The organism is Natronorubrum sulfidifaciens JCM 14089, assembly GCF_000337735.1.
Taxonomy (GTDB): domain Archaea; phylum Halobacteriota; class Halobacteria; order Halobacteriales; family Natrialbaceae; genus Natronorubrum; species Natronorubrum sulfidifaciens.
The window spans coordinates 98666-113912 of record NZ_AOHX01000037.1 but is presented as its reverse complement, the minus strand read 5'-3'; the positions used below and the strand labels follow the sequence as shown (position 1 = coordinate 113912).

Genomic DNA, 15247 nt, shown 5'->3' with positions numbered 1-15247 from the left:
CGTCAGTCCCCGTGGCAGCCTCAGTCGGCCTCCGCCGCTGGCCGATAGCGCCGACTCACGACTTTCCAACGGCCCCGCCGGAACAGCCAGTAGGTGATCCCGCCGGGGACGGCCGTCTCGAGCAGCAAGGCGAGATAGAGGCCGCCAATTCCCAGCGGCGTGACGAGTCCCAGCGCGGCCGCCGGGAGCGCAAAGGCGTACCGGCCGACGAGCGAGGCGACGAACGGCAGGCGCGTATCGCCGGCACCGAGCAACGCGCCCGCGGCAGCGCCGTCGATCCCGAAGCCGATCGAACTGACCGCGCCAACGGCGACGAACGTGGCCGCCAGCGCGAGTTCCTCGCTCCCGGAGACGAACAGGCTCGCGATCGGTTCGGCGAAGACGACGACCAGCACGGCCAACACGGTGTAACAGACGATGGCGAGTCGGATGATCGCCGCGCCGTACGCGCCGGCTTCGTCCTCGTCGCCTGCGCCGAGGTGTTGGCCCACGAGCGAACTCGCGGCCAGCGAGAGCCCCCAGTTGACGCCGTTGATCAGGCTCCGAACCCGACGGCCGACCTCGAGGGCGGTGACGACAACCGGGCCGAAGGTGGCGGCGATCCACAACAGCGGGAAGACGACGATCCCCTGTGCCAGTCGACGGCCGATCTCCGGCGCCGAGATTTCGACCACTTGGCGCAACAGCGTCGGCTCGAGCCACGAGCCCGAAAGCGTCACTGGAACCGGGCTGGGTTCCATCCCGAGGACGCCGTAAGACCGTCCGAGCATCCCCCACGCGAGGACGAGCGTGACAAAGCCCGTCGAGACGGAGGTCCCGATCGCTGCGCCGGCGACGCCGAGCCCGAAGCCGAAGATGAGCGTCGCACTGAGAACGATGTTGAGCACGGCCCCGCCGGCGCGGGCGACCATCTCGGTGAACGTGTCGCCGACGCCCGTATAGGTTCGACTGGCGACCAGATTGAGCAGTTCGAACAGGACAGCCGGTGCGACGTAAACGAGGTAGGTGCTCCCGTGGGCGAGCGACGCCGGTCCGGCACCGAACAGCCCGATCAACGACTCGGCAAAGAGGGCGAAAACGGCCGCAATGGGAATCGCGAGTGCAACGGTGAGCAGGATGCTCTGTTTCACGACGAGCGTGGCCCGCTCGGTCTGCTCGCCGCCGTAGTTCTGTGAGACGAGACTGACGGTCCCGCCGGCCAGTCCGAGCCCGAGCATCGTCACGATCTCCCAGAACGCGAGCGCAAAGGCAAGCCCTGCCGTGCCAGCCGTTCCGACGGCGATGCCGACCATCGCGAGGTCGGCCGTCTGCTTGGACATGATCGCAAAGCCGGTGACGATCCGTGGCCACGCGAGGTCGACCGTCGGCCGAAACCGCTCGCTGTCGATGATGCCGAGTCGCTCGAGTGTCTCGGCGAGGAACGCGACGGCTGCCGCCTGCCGGCCTGTCATCGACCAGGCGTTTCGAGTGCGGCGGCTTCGGTCTGTCGACTGTGCTCGGCGATCACGATGGTCGCAGCCTCGAGAGCATCGCCTTGAGATGGGCCGGCGAGAGGAGTGAGGTTGGCCGGTCCATGTGGACGCCGATTTCGCCTGACAGCGCGTTGAGGCCGACTCGCTGGACGGGTTCGGGCAACGAGTAGGCTCGCCGGAGGGAGTGGCCGAGCGTCATCTCGCGCTCTAAGTCGTCGCGCCACGCGCGTTCGTAGGCGGCGAGTGTGGCGGGCCGGTCGGGGTTGATCTCGCGGGCGGCGTGGTCGGCACAGGTCATCCCATACAGGATGCCGCCGCCGGTGAAGGGTTTCGTCTGAGCAGCCGCATCGCCGATGAGAAACGCACGACGGCTCGTGACGCGGCTGGGTGGCCCGATTGGGATCGCGCCCGAGCAGCGGTGGGCAACGTCGATCTCGTAGCCGTCGATCAGTTCCTCGAAATGTTTGGTGACCTGGACGCCCGGCGGGGCTGCGAGCCCGTACTCGACACCAGCCTCGCCGCGGGGGATGCGCCACGCGAAGAACGTCGGCGCGGTCAGGTGAACGTCGACGAAGTTCTCGTGGTCGACCTCATCGGAGAAGGCAAGCACGCCGTGGAGGAGTTCGTCGGGTTCGGGCAGCGACAGCGACTCACGAACGCGCGATCGAGGGCCGTCACAGCCGGCCAGCATCTTCCCCTCGAACTCGAGGACGCCGTCGGGGCCGTTGACGACGACAGCGACGTGGTCGTCGTGTTCAGTTACGTCCGTAACGGTATGTTCTTCGCGGACGTCTGCGCCCGCCTCCCGAGCGAGGTCAGCGAGGTGGCGATCTAAGCCGACGCGGTCGATGACGTTCGAAGCGACCTCGTCTTTATAAAAGGGGTAAGCGGCGCTGTGTGGCCCGCCGACGTGAAATCGCGCGCCGTAAATCTCGTTCTGGAACAGTTCCTCGCGTGCCCCCTCGCCAGTGAACTGCCAGATGTCCGTACTCACGTGGCCCGAACAGGCCAGTGGCGTCCCCACCGTTCCCTTCTCGAGTGCGAGCACGTCGTACCCCTGTTCGGCGGCCCGTCGCGAGAAGCGCGCCCCGGCCGGGCCGACGCCCACGACGACGAAATCGTACATGTTCGTCACGTACTCGGCGGGCAGTAAATAGCTTCTCGAGATTCGCTCGCTGGGAGCCAACGACCGGCGACGGTAAAACGGGCCGCTCTGTGAACAGGTATTGTTTTGTGAATTGTCCGTCCTCAATGGAGTGTGAACGCGAGACCAGTAGCGTCCATAGTGGATGGTGTGAGATGATCGCTGGCGTGTCAACCGGCGCGCTGGTCGTTTTCGGACTCATCGCCGTCGCGCTCGTCCTGTTCGTCAGCGAAGCGATCCCGACTGACGTGACAGCGATCGGGATCATCGTCGCGCTGGCCGTCCTCGAGCCGGTGACCGGCGTCGGCTACCGATCGGCGATTTCGGGGTTTGCGAGCACCGCAACCATCACGATCGTCGCGATGTACATGCTCAGCGCAGGAATCCAGCGGACTGGGCTGGTCCAGCGACTCGGCCTCTGGCTCGCTCGGTTTACGCGCGGCAGTGAGACGCGAGCGTTAGCGGCGACGATCGCCACGACGGGGCCGCTTGCAGGCGTGATCAACAACACGCCCGTGGTCGCAGTCTTCATCCCGATGATCTCCGAACTCGCCGAGAAGACGGGTATCTCGCCGTCGAAACTGCTCTTGCCGCTGTCGTATGCGGCGATCCTCGGTGGCACCCTGACGCTCATCGGGACGTCGACGAACCTGCTCGCCAGCGAGTTCGCTGTCGACCTGCTCGGGCGCGACCCGATCGGCATGTTCGAGTTCACGCTGCTCGGGCTCGTCATCCTATCCGTCGGCTTGGCGTATCTCATGACCGTCGGCCGGTGGCTGACGCCCGCACGAATCCCTGTCGACGCGGATCTCGTCGAGGAGTTCGACCTCGAGGACCACCTTACCCACGTTCGCGTCGGCTCGAACTCGGCGGCGGTCGGCAACACTGTCGGCGACCTCGAGGCACGAACTGAGGCGAACGTTCGGATTCTGCAGCTTCGCCGCGAATCCGACCTCGAGCCGGCTGCGACAGCACAGGTCCTCGAGTACGACGACGGCGACGGACCCGACACGACGGCTGATACCGACGAGCACGACCAGCAGCTACAGCGGGCCGGCGATCTCGACGCCGAGCCCGCTGCGCTCGATACAGCAGAGACACTCGAGCGCGACCAGCGCCAGGACGCAGCTGAATCCTACGTTGCAGTTAGAACCGACCAGCGCATCCGGGAAGACGACGTACTCACGATCCATGGCACCTTGCAGGCGGTCAACCAGTTCGTCGCGAATCAGGGACTCCACCAGCTCGTCCGCAGGCCAGTGACCGACGAGACGTTCGACGAGTCGACCAGCGAGGACCTGCTCGCGAAGGCGATCGTGCCGGACAAATCCTCGTTCGTGGGCGAAACCCTCGCCGAAACCCGACTCCGTGAACTCTACGGGACGACCGTGCTCGCGATCCGTCACGACGGCGAGTTGCTCCGAACCGAGCTCGGCGACCACCGGCTCGAGGCCGGTGACGTCCTTCTGGTTCAGACGATCCCCAGTTCGATCCGCTATTTCACCGACTCGAGCGACCTCGTCGTCATCGAAGAGGACGCCTTCGACTGGCTACTCGAGGACGATGTCGACGACCTCGCGCCGCTGTCGCCGAAGACCCCAATCATGATCGCGATCATGGCGGGGGTGGTCGGGACGGCCGCACTCGGGGGTGCCCCCATCGTGATCAGCGCACTCGCCGGCGTCTTCCTCATGGTCGTCACCGGCTGTCTCTCGATCGGCGACGCCTACGACGCCGTCTCCTGGAACGTCATCTTCCTGCTCGCCGGCGTGATCCCGCTCGGTGTCGCCCTCGAGGCCACCGGCGGCTCACAGCTCATCGCCGCCGGGCTGGTGTCGACGGCGAGCTATCTCCCGCTCGTTCTCGTCCTGTTGTTGTTTTCGGTCGTGACAGGACTGCTCGCGAACGTCATCACCCCAGTCGCGACAGTGGTGTTGATGAGCCCCATCGCAATCAACGCCGCGACGAGTCTGGACGCCTCGGCGTTTTCGTTCCTGCTCGCGGTGATGTTCGCCTCCGCGACCTCGTTTATGACGCCCGTGGGCTACCAGACGAATCTGATGGTGTACGGCCCCGGCGGCTACGAGTTTACGGACTTCCTGCGCGTCGGTGGCCCACTTCAGTTCCTGCTGGCGGGCGTCACGACGGCCGGCATCGTCCTCATCTGGGGGCTGTAGCGACGGCCGCCGGATTTCGGCCACCAGTGCCGGTACTCGAGAGGTTTACACGCCACAGCCGCTAGGCTCGCCATGATCCTGTTCTGGCATCGCCGCGACCGACGGACCACGGACAACCGTGGCCTGACCGCGGCGGTCGACGCCGATGAGGGGCTGGTCGTCCCCGTCTACGTCTTCGATCCCGCCGTCACCGAGCAGATGGGTGAGCGCAAACGCGCGTTCGTCGAGCGCACCGTCGGCGCACTTAGACAGCTATACCGAGAGCTGGGGGGCGAACTGGTCGTCAGAACCGGGCCCGCAGCCGACGTGCTTCCTCCCCTCTGTAAAGAGTACGGCGTCGATCGAGTCGTCACCACTGACTGCTTCGATTCGACACACAGAGCGCAGGCTGATGCTGTCGAGGCCGCCCTCGAGATCCCACTCGAGTCCCACGTCGATTCGGTGCTCGTCGATCCCGCCAGCCTCGAGCCATCGTATCCGACGTATTCGCAGTTCGCCGCCGACTGGGAGACACACACGAACGCACCGCCGGCACCCGAACCCACCCCCGACGCGCTCGCCGACATCATGGACACCGAATCGATCCCGACGACCGCGACGGACATCGAGCTTCCGACGGCGGGATACGACGCCGCAAGCGCCCGTCTCGAGTCGTTCTGTGCGTCGGGAATAGTCCACTATCGTGAGACACGGGACGACCTCGCGCGGGCCGTCGCCGAGCCAACACAGGCCGTCTCTCGGCTCTCGCCGTATCTGGCCGTCGGCGCGATCGGAATTCGGGAAGTCTGGCAGCGAGTCACGGACGTCCTCGAGACAGTCGACGGCCGCGACCGACGAAACGTCGAGAAGTACGCCGACGAACTCACCTGGCGCGAACACAACTATCATCTGCTCTCCGACACGCCCACCCTCGAGACCGAGAACTACGACGATCCACCGAACGAGATCGCCTGGCGAACCGATGCCGACGAGTTTGCGGCCTGGAAACGCGGCGAGACGGGGTATCCACTCGTCGACGCCGGAATGCGCCAACTCGAGCGCGAGGGGTACATTCATAACCGGCCGCGACAGGTCGTCGCGAGTTTCCTGACCAAACACCTCCTGATCGACTGGCGACGCGGCGCGGCTCACTTCAGGGACCGACTGCTCGATCACGACCCGGCAATCAACGCCGGCAACTGGCAGTGGATCGCCTCGACGGGCACCGACTCCGTCGACGTGCGAATCTTCGACCCGGTCGCGCAGCTCGCGAAATACGACGCCGAGGCCACGTTCGTCCGCGAGTACGTCCCCGAACTCGAGTCGGTGCCCGCCGACTACATCGTCGAGTGGCCGACGCTCTCGAGCGACCGGCGACAGGCGCTTGCACCCGACTACCCGGCCCCGATCGTCGATCGAAACGGTGCCTACGAACGAGCCCAGCGGGTCTTCGAGCGAGCGCTCGGAAAACGAGACTAAATCGTCTGGCGGGCTACTCGAGTAGCGACCAGAACCGCTCGACGTCGCCCTCGAATCGCTCGAGCAAGGCACGCATCTCCGCGCGGTGGTCGTCGGTGACTTTTACGTGGACCATCCCCTCGTTGGGTTGGCCGTAGACGACGCTTGCCCCCTCGGGAGCGGCGACAATCGCCGGCAGCGCGACCAGATCCTCCTCGCCGTCGACCAGAATCGTCGTCGGCTCCTCGCGGTCGACGGCGTCGACGAGCGCCTCGATCATCGCCGCTGACAGTTCGGCGGGCGGGTTCGTGGCCTCGAGTGTCGTCTCTTCGGTGACGGTCTCGCGGATCTCCTCGTCGACGGCCTCCCGTTTGGTCCGCTCGTCGACGACGGCGACGTCCGGCGGCCGTCCAGCCTCGAGGAAGTGATAGGTAACGACGTCGCCGACGGCGATCAGTGGGCCGTCGACGGCCTCGAGCAGCCGGTTAGCGTCGGTTTCGATCGGACCCATCGGCTCCTTGAGTTCGTGTCGGAGCGCGTCGGGAAGAACCAGCAGTTGCTCGCCGCTGTCGGCAGACACCGAACGGTCGTCCTCGCCAGTCACGGTTACCGGACCTTCAGTGCGTACGAGCCGGGTTCGGTCACCTGCATTTCGGTCGCGATTTCGCTCTCCTCGGGGTGGGCGATGACGACGTAGCCGGCCCAGTCTTCGGTCAGCGACGAGGAGTTACAGGCGTCGCAGGTTTCGTTGTCCGGATCGTTGACCCGGTGACACTCACGACAGACGAGACGGTCAGCGGCCATGGTTATTCACCCGCCGGCGCTTCGTTTCTCTCGTGTTTTTCCTCGAGCCAGCCGTGTTTGCCGAGACCGGGCTGTTTCGCCGTCAGGCCGATCTTCGAGTCACGCGGGTTGCGCTCGTCGATGCTTTTGGTGACGATGCGAGCACGGACGGCGTCGTCGACGCCGAGTGTTTGGTTTGACTCGCTCGAGGCGAGTTGCTGGTTCTCGCCGTCGAAGGCGAGGTACTCGTCGCTGATCTGTGAGACGTGGAGCAGGCCGTCGACGGGACCGATGCCGACGAAGGCACCGAACTCGACGACTTCGACGACGGTGCCGTCGACGACTTCCTGCATCTGAGGATCGAAGGTGACGGCGTCGAAGTCGGCTTCGTAGTAGACGCCCGGTCGGTTGGGCAGCACCGTCCCCTCACCGATGTCGTGGACGTCGGTGACCGAGACGACGCTTCCGACGTCTTCGTCCATGCGGCCTTCGAGTTTGTCCTGCAGCAGTCGCTTCACGAGGTCCGGCGAGACGTCGCCGAGTTCCTCCGGTGGTACTTCTACCGTGTCCTTTAGTCTGACCCGTTTGTACATCTATGGTTGAGTGATCGCTAACTTGTTTCTCCCGCGTAATGCAATTACCGGTACACGCGCTTCGAGTACGCGGTCGCCCAGCGGGCGGTCGTTCGTGACGACATAGTCGACGACGCCCTCACGGGCGAGTTCGACCAGCGCGTCGTCGGCGTACGATGCCTCCGTATCGACGACGAGACAGCGCTCGGTCGCGAGATCGTGACCGACGTTTGCCGCCGTCCCCTCGCGGCCACCCTTCTCGGAGAGTCGACGGAGCTCTTCGATGACGGCCTGTGGGGCCGTCAGTTCGTACCCGTCGAGCACTCGATCGAGTTCGTCGAACAGTCGAACGTCGAGTTCGACCGGCATCATGAGCGCGCTCGTATCGAGGGCGACTTGCGTCGGGGAAGTCATGCTCGTCGCTGTCGTTATTCTTTGAGCGTTCCGAGACCGATCAGCCGCCAGCGGGCACCGATACGGCGGTTGATCGCGATCTTTGCACCCGGTTCGGCCGCAACGGGCCGTTTGAGGTTGACCTCACACTCGCCTTCGCGGGCGCTGGTGACGGCACCGACGGTCGTCGCAGTTCCGACGGTCATCATCAGCGGCTCGCCAGTGCTAATCTCGTCGACGGTCTCGCCCTGTTCGGCACCGACGATACGGTCGAGCAAGTCGACGTCCATGGTGAACTGCTGCCAGGTCGGCGGGAGCGTCCCCAATGGGCCAGCCAGCCGGCCGGCAAGCGCGTCACCTTTCGTCAGTGCGGGGTCGAGTCCGGTGCCGACACCGAGGAGGCCACCCGGCGTGACCGTGTCGGCGGGTTCGCCGCCAGCCTGCAGCGAGCGAACCGTCGTCTCGATTGGCACGTACTCGGTCTGGCCGCCTTCTTCGACTTCACGGCCGGGACGGATCTCAATCTCGTCGTCGACCTCGAGTTCACCCTGAACGAGGCTGCCGCCGAGCACGCCGCCGGCGAGGTTCTCGTGGGTTGTTCCCGGTTTGTTGATGTCGAAACTGCGGGCGACGTGCATCCGGGCGTCGGCCTCGGGGTCTCGATCGGGAGTCGGAATCTCCTCCTCGATCGCCTGCATCAGCAGGTCCATGTTGACCTCCTGACCGGCGGAGACTGGGACGACGGGTGCGTCTTCGGCGACGGTCCCCTCGACGAACTCCTGGATCTCCTCGTAGTTCTGTCGGGCCTGATCGGCGCTGACGAGGTCGACCTTGTTCTGGGCGATGACGATGTTATCGATGCCGATGATGTCAAGCGCCATCAGGTGCTCTTCGGTCTGGGGCTGTGGGACGGGTTCGCTGGCACTGATGACCAACACGGCGCCGTCCATCAGCGATGCGCCAGAGAGCATCGTCGCCATCAGCGTCTCGTGACCTGGGGCGTCGACGAACGAAACGGTCCGCAGCGGCTCACTCGGCGAGCCGTCCGGACACTCCTCTTCGACGGTGTAACATTCGGGTTCGTCAAGCTCCGCACAGTGGCGGAACGTGGCGTCGGCGTAGCCAAGCCTGATGGAGATACCGCGTTTCATCTCCTCTGAGTGCTGGTCAGTCCACGAACCGCTGAGGGCCTGTACCAGCGTGGTCTTGCCGTGGTCGACGTGACCGACGAGCCCGATGTTCACCTCCGGTTGTTGATTTCCTGCCATAAGACGGTGAGTAATCTTAGATAAGGGTTCCGTCGTGCGCTTGATAAACCTACTGTTCTGTGGGCGGTTCTGCCCCGATGGTTGCCATCATTTCACCGACTGTCACGCACAGTGAACCGCCTCGAGGGCAAGCCTCGAGACACTCGCCTTGCTGCCCTGTAGAACCGGTTACGGACGAACAACATGGCCCCAGTTGTACGGACTGCTGTCAGCACGGCCCGCCCCCGTACGCGGGACAGCACCGCCTCAGACGGTTTCCTGTCAGTCATTTCCGGCGCAATCGCGACCCGGACGGCGGTTGCGCCGGGAAATCTTACAGCAATCCGTCTCAGTCGTCGGGGTCAACGACGAACATGGTGCCAGTGACTTCCTCGACAGTCGGTGACGAGTAGCCGATCACGTACTTCCCCTCGAACGGAAACGTCCACGAGTGGCTCGTCCCGCCGTCGCTGCCGGTCCACTGACACGGGCTGTGCATCTCGACCGGTTCGATCTCTCCGGCGCTATCGCTCCACCGCCAGGTCACTTCGGTGTTCGAGTCGACCATTACGGCATCCGGATCGAACGCGGGCTCACTGTCCGGCGATATCTGTATCGTGATCTCCGACTCTCCGGTTCGGTCGACCGGTTCGTAGTCGTCGATCTCGTCGAGGTGTGGATCGTAGCCGTTGTTGTCCTCGGTGGCGTCATCGTCTTCATCGCCGTTGTCATCCCCGAGACAGCCCGCAAGCAGCGCCGCGGTACTGGCTGCCGTTCCGACGAACGTCCGTCGCGTCCACATAATATGTTGCCCTATGGAGCCGTCGGGGATAACAGTTCGTCCGTATTCGACTGGCATACCACGGTTTCCCCGCCTGTCGGTTCGGCTCGTCACCGTCGACGAATCGCTACCTTTGTTCGGCCGCCGGCACCGAACGTGGTCGGCACCGATTCGGTCCGGTTATCGGACGTTATCGAGGTCAACGACTGTGTCGATGTCGGCGGAAAGCCACTGCGTCAACTGTTCCGCCTCCGTACACTCGCGTGGCGCAAACGTACACCGATCCGACCGCTCCCGATATCGGACGACGACACACTCGAGTGCGGGTGCGTGGTCCGTATTCGCCGCCGTAGCCAATCGATCGCCGATGCCGTGGTCGTCGTGGCCGGTTGCAGAACCGCTCATGAGTTGGTACCCTCGGACACGGTAGCTACTACGTGATCGGGACCCACCAAAACCGCTGCTAAGTGCCGTACTGAGGACTCCATACTCCCTCGAGGGGGTCAGTATCGACTGGGAGCCGAGCGCACACGATACTTGAGGCGGCACATCGTCGTCACAACCCTCGGGTGTCGATTCCATAGCGGTACGTTCCCCTCGGTATCGCTCCCGTCGGCGCAGAGCGCCATCGTACCGGCCAAGAGAGCTATTAGCGGGAGTTACGGTGCATCGATCCCCTGTTCCGGCTGTGTCCGCAATGCGATCGGCCGTTCTCGAGTCGGCAACAGCGACACTCGAGCGAGAGCACACTCAGTTGAGCGACGAACGACGGGCGTTCAAACGGTTTCGGGCGCGTGTCGTGGGACTCGAGACGGCCCCCCAGCCGACCGCAGTCGAATCGCACGCAGCCGGACCGCAGGTGTCGGTCCGAACCTGCTCGACGACGCCGCAGCCGAGCGGCCTCGAGTCGATTTCCAACGCCTATCGTGAGACGGTGGTTGCTGTCCCCCACTACGACGAGGTGTACGCCGAACCCTGCCACGAACACATGGCTGGCGAGCTCGGCGCGGCGCTGGCAGCAGCGATCGAACAGGAGTCGCAGTTCCATGCGTCGGTCAAACAATCGGTGCTCATGGCAACCGAGCACGCCGTCGACGCCCGAACACAGCTCATCGACGCCATCGAGGACGAACGGACTGAACTCGAGGCGGCCGGCCGAACCCTCGACACACTCCATGCGGATCTCGAGTCGCTGCGCGCACAGCCGCTGGCACAACTCGAGTTCAACGCGCTTCGGCTGACAAGAGCGCGACTCGAGGCGCTTCGAGTCCGGTGTGACGAGTTCGTTGCTGCCCGACAGGAGACGATCTGGCGGCGGCGACAGCTCACGATCGCCGAGAGCGGGCTGTTCGAACGTTACTGTTATGGCGGGTGTGAGTGGTCGTACCCGGTACTCGCCGCCTTCGCCGCATACGGCGAGCGCCTCGAGCGGACGCTGTCGCGTGTCGACGGCTACGTGCTGACCGCGAAGTAGTGGCGACAACGAGTTCTGGACGGCAAGTCGTTTCAGCAGAAAGACTCGGCAGAGACACGGTTGAAAGATCGTCTCCCGCGGCGTACGCCGCCCGAACCTGTCGTTCCACGCCGTCGCTGGTGTCCGTCCGCGCGTCGATCGTCACCGCCCGACCCTGCGTCGAGACGCGCTCCGGTGTAGCGGCGACTCGGTCGTCGGCCGGATACAGATACATCGACATCCCGGACTCGAGGTTCTGTGCCGTCGCCCACGCTTTCGGGAGCGAGACGACGAACGTGGAGTTGCCGGTCAGCTGGAGCTTGCGTTCGACGGGAACGGTCATGTCGTCGGCCGAGCGTCGTTGACGCATTCAGTAGATCAGTTCGTCGTCGTTTTCGACCATGTACAGCGTTCGAGCAGCGATATTCACGGCGTGATCGCCCACCCGCTCGAGATCACGGATCGTCAACAGCATCCGCGAGACGTCCTCGAGCAGCGCGTCATCGGTCAGTTCGTCGATCGACGTCGTCTCGGCCTCGAGGAGGTCTCGGACGACGACTTCGCTTGCACCTTCACAGAGCGTGTCGACCTCGTCGTCCGTCGCCGCAATCTCGTGGGTCGCCGCCACGTCGTCGGTCGCGTACGCCTCCATCGCCGTCTCGACCATCTCGACGGTCTGTGTCCCGATGTAGTCGATGTCGATCTCTGAGTAGCGCTCCCGTTCGGCCTGCTTGGTGTACTCCGCCAGATTGACCGCGAGATCGCCGATTCGCTCGAGGTCGGTGATGATCTTGAACGAGGCCGCGACGAATCGCAGATCGCCCGCGACGGGCTGTTGCAAGGCGAGCAGTTCGATACATTGCTGCTCGAGATCGAGATAGAGCTGGTTGATCTCGTGGTCGCCCGTGATGATTCCCTCGGCGAGGGCGGTGTCTTTGGTCTCGAGGGCCTCGAGTGCCCGGCGGAGCCGCTGGCAGACGAGAGCACTCATCTCGAGGACGTCCTCGCGCAGTTGCTCGAGTTGGTGTTGGTAGTCAGTTCGTGCCATGGTTATCCAAACTTGCCGGTGATGTAGTCCTCGACGCGGTCGTCGTCGGGGTCTTCGAAGATGGTTGCCGTCTCGTCGAACTCGACGAGTTCGCCGCCGGTGAGGAAGACGGCCGTCTGATCGGAGATGCGGGCGGCCTGTTGCATGTTGTGGGTGACGATGATGACCGTGTACTCCTCGACGAGTTCGTCGATCAAGTCCTCGATCTTCGAGGCGGCGACGGGGTCGAGCGCCGAGGTCGGTTCGTCCATCAGGATGACCTCGGGGTCGGGTGCGATCGCACGGGCGATACACAGGCGCTGCTGTTGGCCACCAGAGAGATCGAGTCCCGAGGAGTCGAGTTTGTCCTTCACTTCGTCCCACAGGGCCGCCCCGCGAAGGGCGCGCTCGACGGCGTCGTCGAGATCGACCTCGTCGGCTTTCCCCTGGATACGCAGCCCGTAAGCAACGTTGTCGTAGATCGACTTGGGGAAGGGGTTGGGTTTCTGGAAGACCTGCCCGACCTTCCGACGCAAGGCGACAGGGTCGACGTCCTCGTCGTAGACGTTCTTCCCGTGGAAAGAGAGGTCGCCCTCGACGCGACAGACGTCGATCTGGTCGTTCATCCGGTTGATCGAGCGTAGGAACGTCGACTTCCCACAGCCCGAGGGGCCGATGATCGCGGTGACCTCGTGTTCGGGGATATCCATCGAGACGCCCGAGATCGCCTGCTCGTCGCCGTAGTAGACGTCGAGGTTGCGGGCTTTCACGACGGTCTCGTGTGTGCGGTCGGTTCGGTCTCTGGACCCGGTCTGTACGTCGGTCGTGATCAGCGATTGATCTGCGTCTTTCGTGGACATGTCATACCTCCGTCTCGTACTTGTGTCGGATGTACATCGCGACCCCGTTCATGACGAACAGGAACGCGAGCAATACGACGATGCCGACCGCAGCGAGGTGGATGAAGTGCTGGCTCGGCTCGTTCGCCCAGTTGTAGATCGTCGTCGGCATCGCGCTAAAGCGGTCGAACGGCCCGTAGGGCATCCGGTTGATGAAGATCGCCCCGACCATGATCAGCGGGGCCGTCTCACCGATCGCGCGGGCGAGCGCCAGAATCGTCCCGGTCATGATACCGGGGATCGCCGCCGGCAGGACGACCCGACGGACTGTCTGCCACTTCGTCGCGCCGGTCGCATACGAGCCGTTACGGACGCCGTCGGGAACCGACCGAATCGCCTCCTGTGCAGAGACGATGATGATCGGCATCACGAGCAAGGCGAGGGCGATCGCCCCGGCGAGTAAGATCGGGCCCATCCCGATCCCGTTGACGAACGCCGCCAGCCCGAGCAGGCCGTAGACGATCGACGGGACGCCCGCAAGGTTCGCCAGGTTCGCCTCGATGAGGCGAGTGATTCTGTTGTCGGGTGCGTACTCCTCCAAGTAGATCGCCGTGCCGACGCCGACGAAAAACGACAGAATCGTGACGAGGACCATCAGCATGATCGAGGCGACGATCGCACCTCTGAAGCCGGATAACTCTTCACGCCGGGAGCCGTCCCGGGTGAAGAAATCGACCAGACTGATGTTGTACTCGGTCAGTCCGACGTAGAAGTCGGTGGCGACGTCGAACAGCAAGAGTGCGAGCATGACGACGCCGAACATCGACGCAGCGAAGATGACCCCGAGGAAGAGTCGGTTCTTCAGGTGCTCCCAGCTGAGGTCGACGTCGCTGAACAGATCGGTGTCGGTATCGGTGCTCATCGGTACTCCTCCTGGAAGCGGCGTTTGAACCAGTCGTTAAGCAGATTCATCGTGAGTGTCATGACGAACAGCAGTAAGCCGACGGCGAACAGCGACTGATACTCGACGGTGCCCACCGCGGTCGTCCCGCGTGCCATCTTCACCATGTACGCCGTCATCGTCATGATCTCGCCGAAGGGGTTGGCGGTGAGATTCGCGGTGAACCCGGCCGCGAGCGTAACCGCCATCGTCTCACCGATCGCTCGAGAGACGGCGAGGATGTACGACGCGAAGACGCCCGAGATCGACGCCGGAAGCACGATCCGCGTCGAGACGTTGAACTTCGTCGCGCCGAGGGCGTACGCGCCGTTTCTGAGCTCGTCCGGGACGGCCGACATGGCGTCCTCACTGATCGAGGAGACCATCGGGATCGTCATGATGCCGACGACCAGCATTCCCGAGAGCAGACTGTATCGACCCATGTTGATGCCGAACAGCGCAGACGCGATCGGGGCGACGAGAACCGGGTTGATGAAAGCGATCGCGAAGTAACCGTAGACGATCGTTGGGATTCCGGCGAGAATTTCGAGGGTCGGTTTGAGTTTCGAGCGGACGCTGTCGGGGGCGTACTCCGAGAGGTAGATCGCGGTCGCCGTCCCGATCGGGATCGAGACAAACGCCGCGCCGACCGTGATCGCGAGGGTCCCGAAGATGATCGGAATCGCGCCGTGAGCCGGCGTCGCGTGGTCGGGTGCCCACCGCGTTCCGGTGAAGAACTCGGTGAACGTAACCGTCTGCTCGGGGCTTGCTCCCATGAGCATCTCGGTCAGCTTCGCGCCGAAGAAGTAACTCGCCGCGTTGTCGATCAGGACGAAAAAGATCGCAAGCGTCGTCAGGACCGTGATCGTCGCACAGCCAAAGAGGATGCGACGAGCACGACGATTGGCCTCGTTATCGGCCTGCACGGGTCCATCGCCGCTGATCCCGGCTCCTGACTCGTGGTGTGATTCAGTGCTCATTG

General features: G+C 64.0%; 16 protein-coding genes. 3 read left to right on the top strand and 13 right to left on the bottom strand.

Features of this window, described 5'->3' with window-relative positions; all coding sequences use genetic code 11:
* Positions 1-20: 20 nt before the first annotated feature.
* A complete protein-coding gene (locus tag C495_RS08945) occupies positions 21-1451 on the bottom strand; it encodes an MATE family efflux transporter (RefSeq protein WP_008162111.1) in 1431 nt (476 codons plus the stop codon).
* A 52-nt stretch (positions 1452-1503) separates the two neighbouring features.
* Complete coding sequence (locus C495_RS08940) at positions 1504-2598, bottom strand: geranylgeranyl reductase family protein (protein WP_008162110.1); 1095 nt, start codon at positions 2596-2598, stop codon at positions 1504-1506.
* Positions 2599-2723: 125 nt separating this feature from the next.
* On the opposite strand from C495_RS08940, the gene C495_RS08935 reads away from it, so the two are divergent.
* Positions 2724-4793, top strand: coding sequence for an SLC13 family permease (locus C495_RS08935; RefSeq protein ID WP_008162109.1), 2070 nt, complete (start codon positions 2724-2726; stop codon positions 4791-4793).
* A 72-nt stretch (positions 4794-4865) separates the two neighbouring features.
* The gene (locus C495_RS08930) at positions 4866-6251 is read left to right on the top strand and encodes a cryptochrome/photolyase family protein (RefSeq protein ID WP_008162108.1); all 1386 of its coding nucleotides are present in this window, start codon (positions 4866-4868) and stop codon (positions 6249-6251) included.
* A gap of 13 nt (positions 6252-6264) precedes the next feature.
* Here the strand turns inward: C495_RS08930 and C495_RS08925 are convergent, their stop codons facing one another.
* From C495_RS08925 to C495_RS08895, 7 genes are all read right to left on the bottom strand, one after another.
* Complete coding sequence (locus tag C495_RS08925) at positions 6265-6834, bottom strand: GTP-dependent dephospho-CoA kinase family protein (protein WP_008162106.1); 570 nt, start codon at positions 6832-6834, stop codon at positions 6265-6267.
* A 2-nt stretch (positions 6835-6836) separates the two neighbouring features.
* On the bottom strand, positions 6837-7034 hold the full coding sequence (spt4, locus tag C495_RS08920) for a transcription elongation factor subunit Spt4 (protein WP_008162104.1): 198 nt from the start codon (positions 7032-7034) through the stop codon (positions 6837-6839).
* 2 nt (positions 7035-7036) lie between these two features.
* Positions 7037-7606 carry a DNA-directed RNA polymerase gene (locus C495_RS08915; protein ID WP_008162103.1) on the bottom strand — a complete coding sequence of 190 codons (570 nt, stop codon included), beginning with the start codon at positions 7604-7606 and terminating at the stop codon, positions 7037-7039.
* Complete coding sequence (locus C495_RS08910) at positions 7607-7999, bottom strand: PIN domain-containing protein (RefSeq protein ID WP_008162101.1); 393 nt, start codon at positions 7997-7999, stop codon at positions 7607-7609.
* A 14-nt stretch (positions 8000-8013) separates the two neighbouring features.
* The gene (locus tag C495_RS08905; RefSeq protein ID WP_008162100.1) at positions 8014-9246 is read right to left on the bottom strand and encodes a translation initiation factor IF-2 subunit gamma; all 1233 of its coding nucleotides are present in this window, start codon (positions 9244-9246) and stop codon (positions 8014-8016) included.
* A 328-nt stretch (positions 9247-9574) separates the two neighbouring features.
* A complete protein-coding gene (locus C495_RS08900; RefSeq protein WP_008162097.1) occupies positions 9575-10027 on the bottom strand; it encodes a cupredoxin domain-containing protein in 453 nt (150 codons plus the stop codon).
* A gap of 159 nt (positions 10028-10186) precedes the next feature.
* Complete coding sequence (locus C495_RS08895; protein ID WP_008162095.1) at positions 10187-10411, bottom strand: DUF7511 domain-containing protein; 225 nt, start codon at positions 10409-10411, stop codon at positions 10187-10189.
* Between the two features lie 292 nt (positions 10412-10703).
* On the opposite strand from C495_RS08895, the gene C495_RS08890 reads away from it, so the two are divergent.
* On the top strand, positions 10704-11480 hold the full coding sequence (locus C495_RS08890) for a DUF7260 family protein (protein WP_008162093.1): 777 nt from the start codon (positions 10704-10706) through the stop codon (positions 11478-11480).
* Between the two features lie 349 nt (positions 11481-11829).
* Here C495_RS08890 and phoU read toward each other — a convergent pair whose 3' ends face one another.
* From phoU to pstC, 4 genes are read right to left on the bottom strand one after another with little or no spacing between them, the layout of a single operon-like run.
* Positions 11830-12507 (bottom strand): phosphate signaling complex protein PhoU, encoded by a 678-nt coding sequence (phoU, locus tag C495_RS08880; protein ID WP_008162089.1) that lies wholly within the window; start codon positions 12505-12507, stop codon positions 11830-11832.
* A 2-nt stretch (positions 12508-12509) separates the two neighbouring features.
* Positions 12510-13346, bottom strand: coding sequence for a phosphate ABC transporter ATP-binding protein PstB (gene pstB / locus C495_RS08875; RefSeq protein ID WP_008162087.1), 837 nt, complete (start codon positions 13344-13346; stop codon positions 12510-12512).
* A 1-nt stretch (position 13347) separates the two neighbouring features.
* Positions 13348-14247 carry a phosphate ABC transporter permease PstA gene (gene pstA / locus C495_RS08870; RefSeq protein WP_008162085.1) on the bottom strand — a complete coding sequence of 300 codons (900 nt, stop codon included), beginning with the start codon at positions 14245-14247 and terminating at the stop codon, positions 13348-13350.
* Positions 14244-15245 (bottom strand): phosphate ABC transporter permease subunit PstC, encoded by a 1002-nt coding sequence (pstC, locus tag C495_RS08865; RefSeq protein WP_008162083.1) that lies wholly within the window; start codon positions 15243-15245, stop codon positions 14244-14246. Before pstC ends, pstA begins: the two co-directional genes overlap by 4 nt.
* Positions 15246-15247: the final 2 nt, after the last annotated feature.

What these genes read in the sequence shown, in the direction of transcription:
- C495_RS08945 (WP_008162111.1), bottom strand. Translation starts at nt 1,451, where the DNA reads ATGACAGGCCGGCAGGCGGCAGCCGTCGCGTTCCTCGCCGAGACACTC.
- C495_RS08940 (WP_008162110.1), bottom strand. Translation starts at nt 2,598, where the DNA reads ATGTACGATTTCGTCGTCGTGGGCGTCGGCCCGGCCGGGGCGCGCTTC.
- C495_RS08935 (WP_008162109.1), top strand. Translation starts at nt 2,724, where the DNA reads ATGGAGTGTGAACGCGAGACCAGTAGCGTCCATAGTGGATGGTGTGAG.
- C495_RS08930 (WP_008162108.1), top strand. Translation starts at nt 4,866, where the DNA reads ATGATCCTGTTCTGGCATCGCCGCGACCGACGGACCACGGACAACCGT.
- spt4 (WP_008162104.1), bottom strand. Translation starts at nt 7,034, where the DNA reads ATGGCCGCTGACCGTCTCGTCTGTCGTGAGTGTCACCGGGTCAACGAT.
- C495_RS08915 (WP_008162103.1), bottom strand. Translation starts at nt 7,606, where the DNA reads ATGTACAAACGGGTCAGACTAAAGGACACGGTAGAAGTACCACCGGAG.
- C495_RS08910 (WP_008162101.1), bottom strand. Translation starts at nt 7,999, where the DNA reads ATGACTTCCCCGACGCAAGTCGCCCTCGATACGAGCGCGCTCATGATG.
- C495_RS08905 (WP_008162100.1), bottom strand. Translation starts at nt 9,246, where the DNA reads ATGGCAGGAAATCAACAACCGGAGGTGAACATCGGGCTCGTCGGTCAC.
- C495_RS08900 (WP_008162097.1), bottom strand. Translation starts at nt 10,027, where the DNA reads ATGTGGACGCGACGGACGTTCGTCGGAACGGCAGCCAGTACCGCGGCG.
- C495_RS08895 (WP_008162095.1), bottom strand. Translation starts at nt 10,411, where the DNA reads ATGAGCGGTTCTGCAACCGGCCACGACGACCACGGCATCGGCGATCGA.
- C495_RS08890 (WP_008162093.1), top strand. Translation starts at nt 10,704, where the DNA reads ATGCGATCGGCCGTTCTCGAGTCGGCAACAGCGACACTCGAGCGAGAG.
- phoU (WP_008162089.1), bottom strand. Translation starts at nt 12,507, where the DNA reads ATGGCACGAACTGACTACCAACACCAACTCGAGCAACTGCGCGAGGAC.
- pstB (WP_008162087.1), bottom strand. Translation starts at nt 13,346, where the DNA reads ATGTCCACGAAAGACGCAGATCAATCGCTGATCACGACCGACGTACAG.
- pstA (WP_008162085.1), bottom strand. Translation starts at nt 14,247, where the DNA reads ATGAGCACCGATACCGACACCGATCTGTTCAGCGACGTCGACCTCAGC.
- pstC (WP_008162083.1), bottom strand. Translation starts at nt 15,245, where the DNA reads ATGAGCACTGAATCACACCACGAGTCAGGAGCCGGGATCAGCGGCGAT.